We start from the raw sequence: 19,714 nt of genomic DNA, 5'->3' as shown, positions 1-19,714 counted from the left end.
ATGTTAAGCCACAGCTTTAGGTTTGTCCAAAACATTTTGCAAAGAAGCGACCAGGCCGCTTTTCTTTTTTCTGCTTAAAAACGTGGTGTTAAATGTATATTTTTTAAAACCTTTTCTTCGTCTGGATTTAATATAAATAGTTATGCTTGAATATATTCCGTAATTGGTAAACTTATATTTTGCTAATTTTCTCTTTGGAAATTCTGCTTTCTTAACTCGGTATTCCATAAATTTTGAAAAGAAGACGCCGTTATTCTTAAAAATCAGGGTTTCACCGTCACTATCAAAATCAAAACTCACACCTATTTTATGTACAAAAAAGAAAATAAGTAGCGTGATGATATTAGGTAAAAAATGACTGAATCCTATAGGCTCATCACGCCCTATTAATTCTACATTTACAAAAATGTTAGTTAAAAACACCGCAACCAGAACGATATAAACAGGTGGGATTATTTTTATTTCATTCTTGTTGTTACACTTCATATTCCTAATTCTTCGATAAGATCAAGCTCTACTTTTAAGTTATCAATAATAAATTCCTGGCGATCTGGTGTGTTTTTACCCATATAGAAACTAAGCATTTCTTCTATAGATTTATCCTTATCCAGCATAACGGGATCCAGCCTGATATCATCTCCGATAAAATACTTGAATTCATCTGGAGAAATCTCCCCTAAACCTTTAAATCGGGTTATCTCAACCTTTCCTTTAAGCTTTTGCACGGCCTGTTTTCTTTCGTATTCTGAATAACAATAGATTGTCTCCTTTTTATTCCGTACTCTAAAAAGTGGCGTTTGTAAAATATATAAATGATTTTCTTTAATCAATTCAGGAAAAAACTGAAGAAAAAATGTAATCAATAATAATCGAATATGCATCCCATCAACATCGGCATCTGTTGCGATCACAATATTATTATAACGAAGATCCTCTAAAGATTCTTCTATATTTAACGCGGCTTGTAGCAGGTTAAATTCTTCGTTTTCGTAAACAATTTTTTTACTTAATCCGTAGCTGTTTAAAGGCTTTCCCTTTAAACTAAAAACAGCCTGTGTATTAACATCCCTGGATTTTGTGATCGATCCACTAGCCGAATCTCCCTCAGTAATAAAAAGTGTGGTTTCCAGATAACGCTCCTTTTTATTGTCACCAAGATGAATCCTGCAATCTCTTAATTTTTTATTGTGTAAGCTAGCTTTCTTAGCCCGCTCTTTAGCTAGTTTCCGAATTCCTGAAAGATCTTTACGCTCGCGTTCTGCCTGAAGTATTTTTCGTTGAAGTTTCTCGGCAGTTTCCTGATTTTTATGCAGGTAATTGTCAAAATTACGCTTTACAAAATCATTAATGTAAGTTCTAACCGTAGGAAAATCCCCTCCCATATCTGTAGAACCCAGTTTTGTTTTGGTCTGACTTTCAAAAACGGGCTCCATCACTTTTATGGAAATAGCGGCAACAATCGATTTTCGAATATCTGAAGCATCATAATTTTTACCGTAAAATTCCCTAACCGTTCTAACAATGGCCTCTCTAAAAGCAGCTAAATGCGTTCCCCCTTGCGAGGTATTTTGTCCATTTACAAATGAGTGATATTCTTCACTGTACTGCGCTTTACTGTGTGTTACGGCAATTTCGATATCATCACCCCGTAAATGAATAATAGGATATAATCGATCTTCTTTATTTAAAGTATCGTTTAATAGATCTTTTAATCCATTTTCTGAATAGAACTTCTCACCATTAAAAATAATGCTTAACCCGGGATTTAGGTACACATAATTTTTAATCATTTTTTCGATGTACTCATTTCTAAATTTGAAGTTTTTAAAAATAAGCTCATCAGGAACAAAGGTCACCTTTGTACCACGACGGCGTGAAGTTTCCTCCAAAGATTCTTCATCTTTTAAATTTCCCTGCTCAAATTCAGCCGCATGGGATTTTCCATCCCTATTCGATTCTACTCTAAAATAGGAAGAAAGCGCATTTACCGCTTTTGTACCAACACCATTTAAACCAACAGATTTTTTAAAAGCTCTGGAGTCGTATTTTCCACCGGTATTCATCTTAGAAACTACATCCACTACTTTTCCAAGTGGAATACCACGGCCATAATCACGAACAATAACACGTTGATTTTGAACAGATACCTCGATAGTTTTACCGGAACCCATTACAAATTCATCGATACAGTTATCTAAAACTTCTTTTAGTAATATATAAATCCCATCGTCTGCACTAGAACCATCCCCCAATTTCCCGATATACATTCCCGGGCGCATTCGAATATGTTCTTTCCAGTCCAGCGACCGAATATTATCTTCGGTGTACTTTGTTTCCTGACTCATGTTTATAAATAGTGGAGTTTCCCGGCTAATATAAGATATACCGTTAAAAGTTAAAACCCTGCGGCTACAAAGTAATTAACAAAGGCTTTAGAAAAATTGTTAATTGCTGAATTTTATGTAATTCAACATCCAGTATGTTTTTTTGAATAGCTTATTAAAAGAAAATTGATATCAATGCAATTATAACTGACTTTGCTCTTGTTTAGATATCTATTAAAACTTAAAATGTGTTTTAAGCTGATACGTATTTATTGGTACCGCCAAAGAGGGTAATACAAATCGGGATGCCTCGAAATTGAAATTTTGTTTCTATAGAATGCCCAGTGGGCTTTCCCCCAGGTAGTTTACTAAAATACATTTTTACTAGGACGTCATTGAAGCTACATGAATATAATTTCTATTTAAAAATATCCTCGCATTAACTTTCAAACTTTAAGACTAAATGGCTATACATTAAATCTAAAGTGCATTACATCACCATTCTGAACCACATAGTCCTTTCCTTCTACTCGCATTTTTCCGGCTTCTTTCACTTTAGCTTCAGAACCTAATTCTGAAAAATCATTATAAGAAATTACTTCTGCACGAATAAATCCTTTTTCAAAATCAGTATGAATTACCCCTGCTGCCTGTGGTGCTGTTGCTCCAATGGGGATGGTCCAGGCTCTTACTTCCTTAACTCCGGCAGTAAAATAAGTTTGTAGATTTAATAAGCTATAAGCACCACGAATTAATTTTGCCGATCCCGGCTCTTCCAGCCCAATATCCTGAAGGAACATCTGGCGTTCTTCGTAATCATCTAATTCGGTAATATCAGCTTCAGTCCCAACAGCAAGTACTAAAACTTCAGCATTTTCATCTTTTACAGCTTCACGAACACGATCTACATGAGCATTGCCATTTACCGCAGCCTCTTCATTTACGTTACATACGTACATTACCGGTTTATCGGTAATAAACTGTAAAGGTTTAATAAACTCTTTATGTTCATCTTCGGTAAATTCTACCGCTCTTATCGATTTTCCGGCTTCTAAACCGGCTTTCGCTTTTAATAAAGCCGCTTCTTCTTTTTGAGCTTCTTTATTACCGGTTTTAGCAGCACGCTTTACTTTTTCCAGCTTTTTCTCTACGGTTTCCAGATCTTTAAGCTGAAGTTCCATATCAATGGTTTCTTTATCACGGATAGGATCTATAGACCCGTCTACGTGTACGATATTATCATTATCAAAGCATCTAAGTACATGAAGAATCGCATCGGTCTCTCGTATATTGGCCAAAAACTGGTTTCCTAAACCTTCTCCCTTACTCGCTCCTTTTACCAGTCCTGCGATATCCACAATCTCTACGGTTGCCGGCTGTACCCGCTCTGGATTTACCAATTCCTCTAATCTTTTAATACGAGGATCTGGAACATTTACCACTCCAATATTAGGCTCGATCGTACAAAAAGGGAAATTCGCGCTTTGTGCTTTTGCATTCGATAAGCAATTAAACAAAGTTGATTTTCCTACGTTTGGTAATCCAACAATTCCGGCTTTCATATATTAATTTTTGATGCTGTTTATTTTGCGGCTGCAAAGATAGCAATTAGATACGAATTTCTCACCCCCCAGATTCTTTATAATTTATTTTAAAAATATAGCTTAAAATCACGAATCTTAAAATAAAAAGGAGAGCTTTAGCTCTCCCTATCTATTATTAATCCTATATTACTTTCAAATTTTGAACTTTCTAACTTTAAACTTATAATCTCACTCCACAATATACATCTCGTTAGATGCTTTAATGTATTCCTGGGGATTAAAAGTGCTTTCAAAGCTATTCTTAACGATATCCAATTTTAATTCTAAATCACCCATCTTATCCTTTAAATAAGGATCTTTCTTATATTTTTCGATCAATCCTTCATATTTATTCAGGTTTTCTAAAATTCTAAAAGTAATATCTCCAAAACGGATTTTTAGATTCTGAACGGCTAGCATCTGGTCGTGATAATTTTGTTTCCAGTTTTCCGGATTGCTTTCGCGCTCTTCAACAATTTTATTTTCAGCGATTTTTGAAATATCCAGGATATACTGTGTTCTCTTTTTCGCATCGGTTTCATTAGTAAACTTGCGCTCAAAAGTCTTTAGATCGATCCCGAGCATTTGCTCAAAATTTTCAGCCATTGCTTTGTCCTGAATATTTTTTAATTCATCCAGACTTTTGTTGATCGCATCCCATTCGGTTTCAATAAGATCTTTATCGTGGGTAAATTGTGAAACCGAAGTTGTTAACTTCAGCATTTGAACACTTTGTTCCCGTAATTCCTTATCTCTTCTATTTAAAGAATTAATAAAAGTTCCTATTCCGTCGAAAAGACTACCGGCAAACATGCCCACAAATGGCGTCCCCTGGCTCAAATCTCCGGTTACTTCAATAATATGATTTAAAGCAGCCAATCGTGCATTATCTTCCTGATTTTCTTTTACAAACCCCTGAAATTTACCAAACCATTCCTGGTACCCTTCATAATGCATGGGGTTACTTACTTTATCTAAAGTAGAATAGAATTCGCGGGAGCTGTTAAATAGATTAAGGGGTTTAATCTCACGCTCCATACTGGCCAAATTTAGCACAGCCGAGCTATAATTGTATTTGTAAACACTAATCGTATTTTTATCGATTTCAGACTGGCGTTCCTCTAAAAATTTTACGCGTTCCAGAAGCTTTTCTACTTTGTCTGAAGCATTTCTGGAATTCTTAATGCTTTCATCAAGATTGTTGATTTTTGAATCAATTTCTTTAATCCTGAAGTCAAGATTCTGACTCAACAGTGCTCGTTCCCGATTTAATTCTTTTAAAACCTGATCGGTTACCCTTTCGTTTGAAGCGGTTGATGAAAGGCTCTGCGCCACGGCGCTGCCGCTTACCACTACAAAAAGGCTTAAGCTTAAGGTTAATTTTTTCATCATTTGGTTTACTTAATTGGTATTTAGATTTTCAGCATTTTTTATGCCAGGCTAAAATATTAAAATTTCATTGATCAATGAATGTCAGCTTTCATGTCTCTACCGAATCTCTAAATTTTTCAAAAAAGTTTCCCTATTTTTAATATTATTGGGAATTCGATAAAATTTTCATCTCCAAAGCTTTCTTTTAGCTGCTGATAGATATCATCTACCGGATTAAAGCCGTTTTTATCTGAAAAATGTTTAACTGCGGACCAGGTTTTTAAATACCCTACTAACCTTTCGAACTCCCATTCTTCTTTAAAATACACTTGTGGGGTGCTTATTTCCTGAAAAGGAAAAGGAATACTAGTATAGCCATCATCTAAATATTTGCGTTCTTCATCCCAATAAGGCCCTATGATATTGTAATAAAAATGATCAATTATTTTGTTGGTTTCGGGATTGCTGCGAAAAAGACTGTAACCCAAAACAGCCAAAATCCCATTATCTTTTAAGGTACGTTTTACTTCAGTATAAAATTCATCGAATTTAAACCAGTGAATGGCCTGCGCTACGGTAATAAGATCAAAAGATTTATTTGGAAAGTTTACCTTTTCAGCTTGCTGGATACTATAATTGATATTCCCCAGTTTAGGAGCCTCTTTTAACTGATTCTCACTAATATCAGTTGCTTCTACCCTATCAAAAAATGTAGAAAGTTCTCTGGCTACCTGTCCATTACCCGTGGCACAATCCCAGGCGTGGTGGTGGTGATTTAAATGCTTTTTTATTTCATCGAATATGGACTTAGGATATTGTGGCCTAAAATTGGCATAGTTAGCTGACTGGTGCGAAAAATTATCTTTCATGGCATAGAATATAGCATGATAAAGATATAAATTGAATGCTTAAAACCTTATCTCAAAATCAAAAAAAGATACTTGAATTTTAAAGATCGAAAGAGTAAACAGGGATTGCAAATTTAATGTTTGCAGGTGGTTATTATTTTTTGTAACATAGTAAAAAATTAAGGAATCGTTAAAATTTTAGCTAAATCGATTTACTTATTAGTGTTTAATTTTGTATCATAGCAAACTGAAAAACCAGATTTCTTTTATCATGAAAAAATTAACTATAATCCTAATAATGCTTTGCTTTGGGGGCATTATTGCTCAAAATAACAACCCTGTATTCCCAGGTTGGTATGCAGATCCTGAAGGCATTGTTTTCGACGATCAGTATTGGATTTACCCTACATATTCTGCACCTTATGATAAACAAGTATTTTTCGACGCTTTTTCTTCTCCGGATCTTGTAAACTGGACCAAACATGAAAAAATATTAGATACCGTAGCCATAAAATGGGCTAAACGTGCAGTCTGGGCGCCTTCCATTATCAAAAAAGAGGATAAATATTATCTGTTTTTTGGCGCAAACGATATACAAAATGATGAGGAATTAGGCGGAATTGGTGTTGCCGTGGCAGATTCTCCAGAGGGACCGTATAAAGATCACTTGGGTAAACCGCTTATTGGTAAATTTCATAATGGTGCACAACCCATAGATCAGTTTTGTTTTAAAGACAAAGATGGCCAGTACTACCTTTATTATGGAGGATGGGGACATTGTAATATAGCGAAATTAAATGAAGATTTTACTGGTTTTATCCCTTTTGAAGACGGAACTGTTTTTAAAGAAATTACGCCTGAAGGTTACGTAGAAGGACCATTTATGTTCATTAAAGATGGAAAGTACTATTTTATGTGGTCTGAAGGTGGCTGGACGGGACCTGATTATTCGGTAGCTTACGCCATCGCAGATTCCCCGTTGGGACCTTTTAAAAGAATAGACAAAATTCTTCAGCAGGATAAGGACATTGCTACAGGTGCAGGTCATCACTCCGTAATTAAACATCCAAAAGATAACGACTATTATATTGTTTACCATCGCAGACCGCTTACAGAAACCGATGGAAATTCCAGAGAAACCTGTATCGATGTGATGGAATTTGATAGTAATGGCCACATAAAACCTGTGAAAATTACCAATGAAGGTGTGGCAGCACATCCTTTAAAATAAACATGCAACTATCTTTTTGGGCTTGCCCCCGAAGCATTCAATTTGAATAAAACATTTTCAAAACCAGACAAGTCACGGATCATTTAATCTCGATTATCCAGTAAAATCTAAATTATTCAATATACACTATGAAAAAAAAGTTCTTATCGGTACTGGCTTTCCTTGCCATATTTAATTATGCGGACGCCCAGACCCATCTTATAGAATCTGTTGAAAATCCTGTAGATTTTGTAAATCCTTTAATGGGAACAGATTCTAGCCCTGGATTATCCAATGGGAACACCTACCCTGCCGTTGCTGTGCCGTGGGGAATGAATTTATGGACGCCGCAAACAGGACCAATGGGTCATGGATGGGCGTATACTTATGACGCTGAAAAAATACGCGGATTCAAGCAAACACATCAGCCTTCTCCATGGATGAACGATTACGGTCAATTTTCGTTAATGCCGGTTACCGGAGGAATAAAATTTAACCAGGACGATCGTGCAAGCTGGTTCTCTCATAAAGCTGAAGTTTCTACCCCATATTATTACAAGGTGTATCTGGCTGATCACGATGTAACCGTAGAACTTACCCCTACAGAGCGTGCTGCCCAATTTAAAATGACCTTTCCAAAATCAGATAGCTCATACGTAGTTATTGATCCTTTCGATAAAGGTTCTTATGTAAAGGTTATTCCTGAAGAAAAAAAGATTATTGGGTACACCACAAAATATGCCCGCGGAAAATTAACCAATTTCAAGAATTATTTTGTTATTCAGTTTGATAAGCCATTTAGCGATGTAAATACCTGGGAAAGTGATACACTAGCTAAAGGAAAAGTTGAAATGAAGGCCGATCATGCCGGTGCTATCGTTGGTTTCGATACAAAAGATGGTGCGGTGGTGCATGCTAAGGTCGCCTCATCTTTTATTAGTTTTGATCAGGCTCAATTAAATCTGGATCGTGAAATTGCCAATGACGATTTTGAAGCTACAAAGCAACGTGCTCGCGATCTTTGGAATGAAAAATTAGGGAGATTAGAAGTTTCCGGGGGTACTATAGATCAGGTAAGAACTTTCTATTCCTGTCTTTACCGAACGCTTTTCTTTCCCAATAAGCTATACGAGATCAATGAAAATGACGAGATTGTTCACTGGAGTCCCTACAATGGGGAAATCCTTCCGGGATATATGTTTGCCGGTACAGGTTTTTGGGATACGTTTAGGGCTCTTTACCCTTTCTTAAATCTAGCGTATCCTTCTATTAACGAAGAAATGCAGGCTGGTCTTGTTAACGATTATAAAGAAGGTGGATGGTTACCAGAATGGTCCAGCCCGGGTTATGCCAATATTATGGTAGGTAACAACTCCGCCTCTGTAGTAGCCGATGCCTATATTAAGGGGTTAAGGGGTTACGATACTGAAACTTTATGGAAAGCTCTGGTAAATGGCGCTAACAACGAAGGGCCAATGACGGCGGTAGGACGTGCCGGTGCTCCTTATTACAATAAACTTGGTTATGTTCCTTATGATGTTGAAGTAAATGAAAGTGCCGCAAGAACTTTGGAATATGCCTACGACGATTTTGCAATTTACCAGTTTGGTAAAGCCATAGGAAAACCAAAGAAGGAGATTAAAATTTATGCTGAAAGAAGTATGAATTACAAAAACCTTTTTGATCCTTCCTACGGATTAATGCGAGGTAAAAATAAAGACGGTAGCTGGCAGAAAGATTTTAATCCGTTTAAATGGGGTAATCCTTTTACCGAAGGAAATAGCTGGCACTATAGCTGGTCTGTATTCCACGATGTAGAAGGTTTAATCGGACTTATGGGTGGAAAAGAAAACTTTGTGAAGAAATTAGATTCGGTTTTCTCTATGCCTCCAATTTTCGACGAAAGTGTATATGGCGGTGTGATTCACGAGATCCGTGAGATGCAAATTGCCAATATGGGGCAATATGCCCACGGTAATCAGCCCATTCAGCACATGATTTATTTATATAACTATGCCGGTGAACCCTGGAAAACTCAGAAATGGGCAAGAGAAACTATGGATAGAATGTATAAAGCTACGCCAGATGGATATTGTGGTGATGAGGACAACGGGCAAACCTCTGCATGGTATGTATTTTCTGCTTTAGGTTTTTATCCCGTTACTCCCTCTGTAGACCAATATGTTATGGGAGCACCATTATTCAAAAAAGTCACTGTAAATCTCGAAAATGGAAATAAGATCGTAATTAACGCTCCTAAAAACAGCGATGATAATAAGTACATCGAAAGCATGAAGATGAATGGGAAATCGTATGATAAAAACTATGTAAAACATTCAGATTTGATTAAAGGCGCTGCTATTAATATCGAAATGACCGATACTCCTAATAAAGATCGAGGTATCAAAAAAAATGCTTTCCCTTATTCATATTCTAACGAATAGCATTAATTTATGACTATAAATTCAATAAAAAGCAAATCTTCAAAACAAAAGAGATTGCGATTACTAGGGACTACTATTTTGCTTGGGACTCTGGGAATCTACACTTCTTGTGATAATGCTGAAGCCGATACAACATCGGCTTTAGCTTCTAAAATTGAAAACGCAAAAGACTTTGCAAAGTATGTAGATCCTATGATTGGGACGGCTAAAATGGGACACACCTACCCTGGTGCTACCGTTCCTTTTGGTAGTGTTCAGTTAAGCCCGGATACCGATACTATTCCTTATGCCATAGATGGTCACTATAATCCCGATGTTTATAAATATTGTGCAGGGTATCAATACGATGATAATACCATTGTAGGTTTTAGTCATACCCATTTTAGCGGAACAGGCCATTCAGATCTTGGTGATTTTTTAATCATGCCCACTACAGGTGATCTTAAGCTAAATCCTGGAACTGCTTTAAATCCAGAAAGTGGTTATCGTTCCAGGTTCTCCCACGATAAAGAAACGGCAGAAGCTGGTTATTATAGCGTGATGCTAGATGACTACAATATAAAGGCAGAAATGACGGCCACCACCCGAGTAGGAATGCATCAATATTCATTTCCCGAAGGAGAAAATGCGCATATCGTTTTCGATTTAATGCATGGTATTTATAACTATGACGATAAGAATGTCTGGACTTTTGTTAGGGTAGAAAATGATACTTTAGTTACCGGGTACCGCCAAACCAATGGTTGGGCAAGAACCCGCCGGGTTTATTTTGCCATGTCTTTTAGTAAACCAATTAAAGACTACGGAAGAGCACGATATGACCGCCAGCCTTATGGTGGTTTTTGGGGAAAATTCGATCAGGCTAAAAACTTTCCTGAAATCGCCGGAGAAAAAATCAGAATGTATTTTAATTTCGATTTAGCACCCCAGGAAAAACTGATGGTGAAAATGGCTATTTCTCCGGTAAGTTCTGAAGGCGCTTTGAATAACATGAAAGAAGAAACTCCAAATTGGGATTTCGAAAATGTAAAAAAAGAAGCCAGAGCAAATTGGAACCGAGAATTAAATAAGGTACAACTATCTTCTGAAGACGAAGATGAATTAACTAATTTCTATACTGCGATGTACCATGCCTTTTTAGGCCCAACAGAATATATGGATACCGATGGGAAGTATATGGGTTTAGATATGAATGTGCATCAGGCCGATGGTTTTACCAATTATACAAGTTTTTCGCTTTGGGATACCTACAGAGCTTTACATCCATTATTCAATATTTTACAGCCAAAACGAAATGCCGATATGGCCCAATCGATGATGGCACATTACGACCAGAGTGTCCATACGATGCTTCCCGTTTGGTCGCACTACGCCAATGAAAACTGGTGTATGATTGGTTATCACAGTGCCTCTGTTTTAGCTGATGCCATTGTAAAAGGAAATGCAGATTTCGATCAGGAACATGCTTTAGAAGCTATGGTAAATACAGCCCGAACCAGATATTATGATGGTTTAGGCTATTATATGGATATGGGCTATGTCCCAGAAGACAAAAACGGAGCTTCAGTATCTAAAACTCTGGAGTATGCTTATGATGACTGGGCCATCGCTCAGGCAGCTAAGAAACTGGGGAAAACCGAGATCTACGAAGAGTTTATTAAAAGAGCCGAAAACTATAAAAATGTTTACGATTCTAAAACTGGCTTTATGCGTCCTAAACTAAGTGATGGTACATTTAAAAAAGATTTTGATGAACTAAATACGCACGGCCAGGGCTTTATAGAAGGTAATAGCTGGAACTATAGTTTGTACGTTCCTCACGAGCCTGCTAAAATGATTGAAATGATGGGCGGTAAAGAGCAATTTTCACAACATCTGGATTCACTTTTTACGATGGAACTTCCTGATAAATATTTTGAGAACACTGAAGATATTTCTCGTGAGGGCATTATTGGTAACTACGTTCATGGTAACGAGCCTTCACATCACGTAGCATATCTTTATAACTGGACCAATAAGCCCTGGAAATCTCAGGATAAAATTAGAATGATCCTGGATATGAAATATCAAACAGGAGCTGACGGACTAAGTGGTAATGACGATTTTGGGCAAATGAGTGCCTGGTATATTTTTAGCAGTTTAGGCTTCTACCCTGTTGCTCCGGGATCTATAGAGTATGCCATAGGAAGTCCTGCAGTGAAAAACGCCAGTATACATCTTGAAAATGGTAATACATTTAGCGTCATTGCTGAAAACCAAAGTAAAAAAAATGTATACGTGGATAAAGTGGAATTAAATGGAAAGGAATTAACCAGACCCTTTATTTCTCATGAAGCCATAATAAATGGTGGTGAACTTAAATTTTACATGACCAACAAGCCCAATACAATATTGTTTATTAATTAGTTTGTATATGTTTATATTGTTTTGAGTGTTAAAAGCGGACTGTATTCTTTAAGTCCGCTTTTTTATTTCTTGTCTATTTTTTGTTTGATTATCCGTAATTAGTAATAATTTGTTGTTTTCGTCATTCCGTTCCGATAGCTATCGAGGACAAGCTCGCCTGCCGGAAAAGCAGGTTTAGGAAGACAATAGCTTATGATGATTCATTCCGGACATTCACTATTTTTATAACTGAAGATAGAAAATCTTAAGAATGAAATCCAATTCTAGGCTTGCTTATAAAAAACAAAAAAAGCTCAAATCTTTTTGAAATGAGCTTTTTAATTAAATAGTTTTTCAATTTTTTACTAATCCGAAGTTGGAATGCGTGCTAATTAAATTCCATCTATTTTTTCTAATGTCAAAGAGCAAGCATCTTCCATTAAAGAAATATTATGTCCCCAACTAACGGAAATTAAACCAAGATCTCCAGCTTTCTTTACATAAACAGCCACTTGTTCATTTTTCTCTAATTTCATCAATTTATTTAACGCAACAGTATGTTTTTTACCTACTTTTACAAACTCCGGATCAAAAGTCATATAGACTGTAGACCCCACTATTTTTTGCCCTTGTATTGCCAAGTAAAATTCGTAAATATCATCTTCAGCACTACTATCATCAATTCTAATAGAAATTGTAGCATTTACTTTAAAAATACCACTTTCTTTTACCTGTATGCCATTATTATTTTGCTGAATATTTTTAGAAAGAGTGGTTTTATCAAATTTTGCGATATATGCATTTCCATCTTTCGGAATTGCTTGTCTTTTACTAACATATAGATCACCATATACCTTACCTGAATTTCCATTTAAATCTTTCCAACTGGCATTTCCCTGAGCATCTGAAGTTAAAACCTTATTTTCCCCCTGGGTACCATCAACAATCCTTAAAGAACCATTCACGTGAAGTTTGGCGGTTGGATCACTTGTTCCGATACCTATTTTAGAGCCATTCCAGTTTGATGCTGCTGTATTATTTCCTAAAACTATAGAATAAGCGGTGTTGGCGGTCGATTGATAACCAATGGCTGTAGAATTTTGAGCATTGGCATTAGAATTTGAACCTAAAGCAGTAGCATTTTGTTGTGAAGCTTTACTATTGTAACCAATCGCTGCCGCATATTGTCCAGAAACATTTGAGGAATGACCTATCGCCATACTGTTATTCCCTGAAGCCTCAGAATTAACACCAATGGCAAAAGCATTTTGCTGATTTTTGGTAGTGGCGCCAACCCCTATAGCCATTCCCTGATCACTGGAAGAGCTTGCATTTGTACCTATTGCGAACGCCTCATTTGAAGTCGCCTTAGCACTATTCCCTATTGCAAAAGCTACATTTTGGGTAGCTTGAGCATTTGAACCAATAGCAAATGAACTGCTTCCACTTGCTGATGCAGCCTGCCCTAAAGCAACAGATTGATTTGCTGAAGCTTTGGCAGAATGACCTATCGCTGTCGCCTTGCTACCAGAGCTATTAGCATTAAAACCTAATCCAATAGCCTCATCATTTGTCGCCAATGCGCCATTTCCCAAAGAAATGGACCTACTTCCAGATTTTGCATTTTTACCTATAGCAACAGCCTCATCTGCTGTGATACTTGCGGAATTTCCTATCGCAACTCCTGCCCAGTCTGCTTTGGTATTAAAACCTAAAGCGATACCTCCATGAGGATCAAATTCAGCAATTTGCTTATTATTTGACCTTAAAAATAGTGAATGCCAGGTTGTAGTTCCTAAAAACTTTTTATCGGCATTATTCACATTATCAAAATTATTACCCTCTAAAGACCATCCAGAGCCTCCAGAACCAGACCCCTCTTCTAATTCTTTAATGCGCTCATCAATTTCTTCCATTACTTCGTCCACATCAGACTTGTTCTCTACTTTGTCCCATTTTTCATTATCCCAGATGTAGAAGCCCTTTCTTAAATTATTGTAATTGTCTTCATTTTTATTGTAAACCAATAAACCTTCTGTAGGATTATTAACCGTATTTTTATCTTTTAGGTTTTTTAAATCCACTTTAGGTAATAAAACCCCTTTATCGCTACTTTGAATATGTAAAATAGACGATGGATCTGGATTTGAAGTTCCTATCCCTACCTGTGCAGATAAGCTAGTTGTACTCATAAGAGTTACAAAAAGCACAGAAAAAACGGTTAGGGCGAAGTTTCTTTTTAAAGGGTAATTTTTCTTCATCGTATTCTTATTTTAACAATTTATAATGAGTCGATAGTAGGTTAATACTCAAAAACAGAACAATATTAATGCATAAAATCTTATCCAAAAAAGATAAACGATTAGCTACCCAAATAATCGTTTAATAACCAAATCTGACTATTATTCAGGAGATTGGGCGAAATAAAAGGAATAAAATCTTTTAAAAAAATGTGAATATTCTACAAAATTTTAATGCACAACTAGTTACTTGCATAATTTATCGAAGAAGAAAAGTTTATGATAATCCAGAGAGGTATAAACAGAAAAACTTTCTTTATAATTTGAAAAAATGGAAACATTATGATCAGAAAAATCAAGAACCTCCAGGCAAGCCTGTAAGGTTGAATCGAAAAAACTTTTTTATAATTTAGAGTCAAGCCTCGGGGAATTAACCCCTTAATGATGGATTAAAAAAGGGATCAATTATAAAAACTAATCCCTTTAAATTCGGTTTAACACCTGTTATCGTCTCAATATTTAACGTTTAAGAGCTTTTAGTAAAATGCTTACCGGATGCTGTGCCTTGCGATTTGTACCATCATAGATTTGATGTCTGCAACTGGTCCCGTTAGCAGAAATTATGGTTTCTTCCGTCGCTTTTCGTACCGCAGGAAATAAGGTCTGTTCCCCAACTGCCATACTTACCTCATAATGTTCTTTTTCGTATCCAAAACTACCCGCCATTCCGCAGCAACCCGAAGGGATTATAGTAACCTTGTAATTCTCAGGTAAATTTAAAATATCGAAAGTTACCGCTGTATTCGATAATGCTTTTTGATGGCAGTGGCCATGAATCTTTATATTTTTTTCTTCAGCAATGAATTGTTCTTTTTTGATGTTTCCAAGAGCGATTTCTTTTTTTAGAAATTCTTCAATGATAAAACTGTTTTTGGATAATTCAGCAGCCTTTTTTCGGTCGTCGGCTAATCGTAAATATTCATCCCTAAAACTAAGTATCGCTGAAGGTTCCACACCAATTAGCGGGGTATCTTCAGAAACAAGATCGCTAAAAACAGAAATATTGGTATTGGCCATTGCTTTAGCTTCTTCTAAAAAACCTTTAGAAATATGTGCTCTGCCGCTTTCTTCGTGATCTACGAAAATAACCTTATAATTCAGCTTACTTAATAATTCTAATGCATCGATACCAATTTCAGCATCCAGATAATTGGTAAATTCATCATTAAAAAAGTATACCGATTTTATCGAATTTCGAGGTTCTAAGCGCTCTTTATTGTTATAATAATAGGCTTTTAAGGTAGTTTTTGCTAATTTTGGCAGGCTTCTTTGTGGGGCTACGCCCATCACTTTTTTCGCCACCCCGGCGGTAAAACTATTGGTAAACATAAAATTGGCCAGCCCGGGAACCTTAGAAGCCATTTTATTCATTTTACCATTATTGGCAAAAGCTTTACTCCTCTTCGAAAAACCGTATTCCTTTTGATATTGATATTGAAATTCGGCTTTTAAAGCAGCCACATCTACACTACTTGGGCATTCACTTTTACAACCCTTACAACTTAAACAAAGATCATAAGCTTCTTTAATCTCCTGGTGGCTAAACTTATTTTCCTTATCTGAATTAGTTAAAAATTCCCGTAAGGTATTGGCCCGTGCCCTGGTTGTATCTTTCTCGTTCTTTGTAGCACGATAACTTGGGCACATGGTGCCGCCACTTTCGGCAGATTTCCTGCAATCCCCACTCCCATTACACTGCTCGGCCAAACGTAATATGCCCTGATTTTCATCAAAATTCATCAGGGTTTTTATTTCCGGTTCTTTTCGATCGGGTTGATAACGCAAAGAAGTATCCATTGCCGGTGCATCAATAATTTTCCCGGGATTTAAAATATTTTGAGGATCAAACGCCGCTTTTATCTGCTTTAAAAGGGCATAGTTCTTAGCGCCTACCATCATTTCCACAAACTCTGCCCTAACACGGCCATCGCCATGCTCCCCACTCATAGAACCATTGTATTTTTTTACCAATTTCGCTACATCTGTAGTGATCTTTCTAAAAAGCACTACATCTTCCTTTTTCTTAAGGTCTAAAATGGGACGTAAATGAAGTTCTCCGGCACCAGCATGCGCGTAATACACCGCATTTTGCTGGTACGATTTCATGATCTGGCTAAATTCATTAATATAATCGGCCAAAACCGGTAATGCTACTGCTGTATCTTCAATACAGGCCACCGCTTTTTTATCCCCAACGATATTTGCCAACAAACCTAAGCCTGCTTTTCGTAATTCTGAAGCCATGTTTATTTGCTCTCCATGAAGAATCGGGTTGGCATAGCTTATTCCATTATTTTCAAGGGTTTGCAGCAAAGCTTTCGTTTTTTCCTGAAGTTCATCTGCCGTATTCGCCCTTACTTCTAACATTAAAATAGCTTGAGGATCATCTTCGATAAAAAATCGATTTTCCCGATACTTGATGTTTTGCTTGGTACAATCTAAAATGGTTTTGTCCATCATCTCGCAGGTAAACAGCGAATGTTCCATGGTAGAAGCTACATCTTGTAGACAATCTTCGATGCTTCTATAATGTGAAGCGATCATAGCAGCTTCAGGGGGCTGTAAATCGTCTAATTGCAGGGTAAGTTCGGTGGTGAAGGCTAAAGTTCCCTCGCTTCCGGCAAGCAGGTGACAAATGTTTATAGGTTCATCTGAATCTTCAGAAAAAACATCAGAATAAATTAATTCATCTATCGCATAACCCGTATTCCGACGATGTAATTCTCGTGGTGGGAATTCTTTGATGATCTCTCTTTTGTTTTCTTCAGAAGAAAGTATCTCGAAAATAGCTCTATAAATATCACCTTCTAAATTGTCTAATTTCAGCTTTTCTTTAAACTCTTCTTTAGAGATCGCCTTAAATTCAGCTTCACTTCCATCACTAAGGATCGTTTTTAAAGCGACCGTTTTTTCACGGGTTGTACCATATTTAATTGAAGTAGTCCCGCTACTGTTGTTCCCTACCATTCCACCAACCATACAACGATTAGAGGTAGAGGTATTAGGTCCAAAAAAAAGTCCGTATTCCTTTAGCATTCGGTTTAGATCGTCTCTAATGACGCCGGGTTGCAAGGTGACCGTTTTATTCTTGGTATTTACACTTAATATCTTTGTGAAATGTTTAGAAACATCTACAACGATACCTTTACCCACGCACTGCCCAGCCAGCGAAGTACCGGCCGTTCTTGGTATTAATGAGGTATTGTTTTCTTTCGCAAAAAGAATAAGTTCTTTGATGTCCTTATTGCTTTTTGGGTAACAAACTGCTAAAGGTAATTCTCTATATACCGATGCATCTGTGGCATAAATAGAACGCCATAATTTATCATCGAATAACTGTCCGTCCAGACGCGCTGCTAATTGCTGAAGATTCTTTTCCATACAGCCTTTAAAAGTAAGCAAAATAGGTTAAACAACTTAACAGATTTTTAAAGATAATTAACAATAGATTGGCGACAAGAAGCTTTTAAAAATAACTTCAAAAACTAAATTTGCCCTTAAATCAATAAAATCAAAATATGAAGAAGTTTTTAGTAATTGCAATGGTTGCCTTAGGGTCTGCTTTATTTACAAATGTAAATGCACAGGAAATTGCTGATAATGCTTTAGGACTACGAATTGGTGGTAATGATGGTTTTGGACCTGAAATTTCGTACCAAAGAGCCGTTGGAAATGATAATAACCGCTTAGAATTCGATTTAGGGTGGAGAAACAGCAAACATTATGATATCGTAAAGCTTGTTGGTTTATACCAGTGGGTATGGAATATTGAAGGTGGATTTAATTGGTATGCCGGTGCTGGTGCTGGTTTTGCAAGCATTGACGATGATCGTCCTGATCCTTATGATGATGAATCTTTTATATTTTTAGCTGGAGATGTAGGAATTGAATATAATTTTGATATCCCGTTGGTACTTTCTCTTGATTTAAGACCAGAAATTAGTTTTATCGATAATAAAGCTATCGATGATTTTTCTCCAGATTTTGCAATAGGTATTAGATACCAATTCTAAACGATCTAAAAAGATTATATAAAAAAAGTGGAAATTAATTTTCCACTTTTTTTATGCTTTTTTCTAAAAGTTCAGCGTACAACTCTTCGTACATAGGGACAATTTGATTAATATCAAACTTCTGTGCCACTTTGTAAGCATTTTGCTTAAAGGTTTGCAAGGTATGATTATCACTTAAAATTGAAATTGCTTTTTGAGCCATCCCTTTAACATCACCAACATCACATAAATATCCCGAAACGCCTTGCTCATTTACCTCGGGCAATCCACCGGTATTTGTAGAAATTACCGGCACACTGTTTATCATCGCTTCTAAAGCCGCCAAACCAAAACTCTCTCTTTTTGATGTAAGCAAAAATAAGTCTGAAAAACATAGAATCTTATCTATCTCGTGACTTTGTCCCAGGAACATTACTTTATCCTGAATGCCAAGTTCTTCAGCCAGTTCTTCAGCTTTTTCTTTTTCAGGGCCTTCTCCTACCATCATTAAACGGCTTTTTATTTTCTTCTGAATTTCATAAAAAACCTTAACCGTATCCTGAATTCTTTTTACTTTCCTGAAGTTACTGATGTGCGTAATAATTTTCTCGTCTCCTTCAGCCATCATTTCCCGCTGGCAATCGGTAAACGCTTTTTGCTGATATTTGGACACATCTATAAAATTGGGAATAACCTTAATGTCTTTTTTAATTTCAAAAAGATCTAGCGTGTCCTGTTTTAAACTTTCAGAAACCGAGGTTACCATATCACTCGCATTAATACTAAAGGTCACTGCGGGTTTATAAAAAGGATGGTTTCCTACCAAAGTGATATCTGTACCATGTAATGTGGTGACCATAGGAATAGTAATGCCCTGTTCTTCCAGCATCTTTTTGGCCATGTAACCAGCATAGGCATGCGGAATGGCATAATGCACATGAAGCACTTCAATATCGTGTAATTTAACCATATTTACCAACTTACTGCTTAAAGCAAGCTCATAAGGCTGATAATGAAAAAGTGGATATTTAGGAACGTGAACTTCGTGAAATTTAACATTGCTGGAAAGCTGATCGAGTCTTACCGGCTGTTTATAGGTTATAAAATGAATTTCGTGACCTCTTCTGGAAAGTGCTAGCCCAAGTTCTGTAGCTACTACTCCACTACCACCAAAGGTGGGATAACAAACAATTGCTATTCTCATTAATGCGTTTTTAAAACCGGCGATATCCGATTCAATTTAATCATTTTTGGGCA

Annotated in this window: 12 protein-coding genes; 4 read left to right on the top strand and 8 right to left on the bottom strand. The window is 36.6% G+C overall.

Annotated elements, in window-relative coordinates; genetic code table 11:
* Positions 1-3 precede the first annotated feature (3 nt).
* The 5 genes from L1967_RS17940 to L1967_RS17920 all read right to left on the bottom strand — a co-directional run bounded on the left by L1967_RS17940 (position 4) and on the right by L1967_RS17920 (position 6,147).
* Positions 4-486, bottom strand: coding sequence for a hypothetical protein (locus tag L1967_RS17940; RefSeq protein ID WP_249602880.1), 483 nt, complete (start codon positions 484-486; stop codon positions 4-6).
* Positions 483-2,345 (bottom strand): DNA topoisomerase IV subunit B, encoded by a 1,863-nt coding sequence (locus L1967_RS17935; protein ID WP_249602879.1) that lies wholly within the window; start codon positions 2,343-2,345, stop codon positions 483-485. The genes L1967_RS17940 and L1967_RS17935 overlap by 4 nt, the downstream gene beginning before the upstream one ends.
* Before the next feature lie 446 nt (positions 2,346-2,791).
* Positions 2,792-3,886 (bottom strand): redox-regulated ATPase YchF, encoded by a 1,095-nt coding sequence (gene ychF, locus L1967_RS17930; protein ID WP_249602878.1) that lies wholly within the window; start codon positions 3,884-3,886, stop codon positions 2,792-2,794.
* A gap of 210 nt (positions 3,887-4,096) precedes the next feature.
* On the bottom strand, positions 4,097-5,299 hold the full coding sequence (locus L1967_RS17925; RefSeq protein WP_249602877.1) for a hypothetical protein: 1,203 nt from the start codon (positions 5,297-5,299) through the stop codon (positions 4,097-4,099).
* Positions 5,300-5,415: 116 nt separating this feature from the next.
* Positions 5,416-6,147: a class I SAM-dependent methyltransferase gene (locus L1967_RS17920; RefSeq protein WP_249602876.1), complete on the bottom strand. Its 732-nt coding sequence runs from the start codon at positions 6,145-6,147 to the stop codon at positions 5,416-5,418.
* Between the two features lie 250 nt (positions 6,148-6,397).
* Here L1967_RS17920 and L1967_RS17915 point away from each other — a divergent pair, with 250 nt between their 5' ends.
* The 3 genes from L1967_RS17915 (at position 6,398) to L1967_RS17905 (ending at position 12,186) form a co-directional block, all read left to right on the top strand.
* Positions 6,398-7,357: a glycoside hydrolase family 43 protein gene (locus tag L1967_RS17915; protein WP_249602875.1), complete on the top strand. Its 960-nt coding sequence runs from the start codon at positions 6,398-6,400 to the stop codon at positions 7,355-7,357.
* A gap of 128 nt (positions 7,358-7,485) precedes the next feature.
* Positions 7,486-9,780, top strand: a complete 2,295-nt coding sequence (locus tag L1967_RS17910) for a GH92 family glycosyl hydrolase (RefSeq protein ID WP_249602874.1) — start codon at positions 7,486-7,488, stop codon at positions 9,778-9,780.
* Positions 9,781-9,789: 9 nt separating this feature from the next.
* A complete protein-coding gene (locus L1967_RS17905) occupies positions 9,790-12,186 on the top strand; it encodes a GH92 family glycosyl hydrolase (protein ID WP_262917464.1) in 2,397 nt (798 codons plus the stop codon).
* Positions 12,187-12,557: 371 nt separating this feature from the next.
* Here the strand turns inward: L1967_RS17905 and L1967_RS17900 are convergent, their stop codons facing one another.
* Positions 12,558-14,426: a hypothetical protein gene (locus tag L1967_RS17900; RefSeq protein WP_249602873.1), complete on the bottom strand. Its 1,869-nt coding sequence runs from the start codon at positions 14,424-14,426 to the stop codon at positions 12,558-12,560.
* Positions 14,427-14,924: 498 nt separating this feature from the next.
* A complete protein-coding gene (locus L1967_RS17895; RefSeq protein WP_249602872.1) occupies positions 14,925-17,846 on the bottom strand; it encodes an FAD-binding and (Fe-S)-binding domain-containing protein in 2,922 nt (973 codons plus the stop codon).
* A gap of 137 nt (positions 17,847-17,983) precedes the next feature.
* Between L1967_RS17895 and L1967_RS17890 the strand changes: the two genes are divergently transcribed.
* Entirely contained in the window at positions 17,984-18,478 is a 495-nt protein-coding gene (locus tag L1967_RS17890) for a hypothetical protein (protein WP_249602871.1), read from the top strand.
* Positions 18,479-18,512: 34 nt separating this feature from the next.
* Here L1967_RS17890 and bshA read toward each other — a convergent pair whose 3' ends face one another.
* Positions 18,513-19,661 carry an N-acetyl-alpha-D-glucosaminyl L-malate synthase BshA gene (gene bshA / locus L1967_RS17885; RefSeq protein WP_249602870.1) on the bottom strand — a complete coding sequence of 383 codons (1,149 nt, stop codon included), beginning with the start codon at positions 19,659-19,661 and terminating at the stop codon, positions 18,513-18,515.
* Positions 19,662-19,714 lie beyond the last annotated feature (53 nt).

This window comes from Zunongwangia pacifica (assembly GCF_023499215.1).
In the GTDB taxonomy this organism is placed as follows: domain Bacteria; phylum Bacteroidota; class Bacteroidia; order Flavobacteriales; family Flavobacteriaceae; genus Zunongwangia; species Zunongwangia pacifica.
The sequence above is the reverse complement of the archived record's forward strand: the minus strand, read 5'-3'. Positions and strand labels throughout refer to the sequence as shown.

Bases quoted from the DNA above. Each gene is read 5' to 3' on its own strand.
- L1967_RS17895 (WP_249602872.1), bottom strand. From the start codon at position 17,846: ATGGAAAAGAATCTTCAGCAATTAGCAGCGCGTCTGGACGGACAGTTA.
- L1967_RS17940 (WP_249602880.1), bottom strand. From the start codon at position 486: ATGAAGTGTAACAACAAGAATGAAATAAAAATAATCCCACCTGTTTAT.
- L1967_RS17915 (WP_249602875.1), top strand. From the start codon at position 6,398: ATGAAAAAATTAACTATAATCCTAATAATGCTTTGCTTTGGGGGCATT.
- L1967_RS17910 (WP_249602874.1), top strand. From the start codon at position 7,486: ATGAAAAAAAAGTTCTTATCGGTACTGGCTTTCCTTGCCATATTTAAT.
- L1967_RS17890 (WP_249602871.1), top strand. From the start codon at position 17,984: ATGAAGAAGTTTTTAGTAATTGCAATGGTTGCCTTAGGGTCTGCTTTA.
- L1967_RS17925 (WP_249602877.1), bottom strand. From the start codon at position 5,299: ATGATGAAAAAATTAACCTTAAGCTTAAGCCTTTTTGTAGTGGTAAGC.
- L1967_RS17935 (WP_249602879.1), bottom strand. From the start codon at position 2,345: ATGAGTCAGGAAACAAAGTACACCGAAGATAATATTCGGTCGCTGGAC.
- L1967_RS17920 (WP_249602876.1), bottom strand. From the start codon at position 6,147: ATGAAAGATAATTTTTCGCACCAGTCAGCTAACTATGCCAATTTTAGG.
- L1967_RS17900 (WP_249602873.1), bottom strand. From the start codon at position 14,426: ATGAAGAAAAATTACCCTTTAAAAAGAAACTTCGCCCTAACCGTTTTT.
- ychF (WP_249602878.1), bottom strand. From the start codon at position 3,886: ATGAAAGCCGGAATTGTTGGATTACCAAACGTAGGAAAATCAACTTTG.
- L1967_RS17905 (WP_262917464.1), top strand. From the start codon at position 9,790: ATGACTATAAATTCAATAAAAAGCAAATCTTCAAAACAAAAGAGATTG.
- bshA (WP_249602870.1), bottom strand. From the start codon at position 19,661: ATGAGAATAGCAATTGTTTGTTATCCCACCTTTGGTGGTAGTGGAGTA.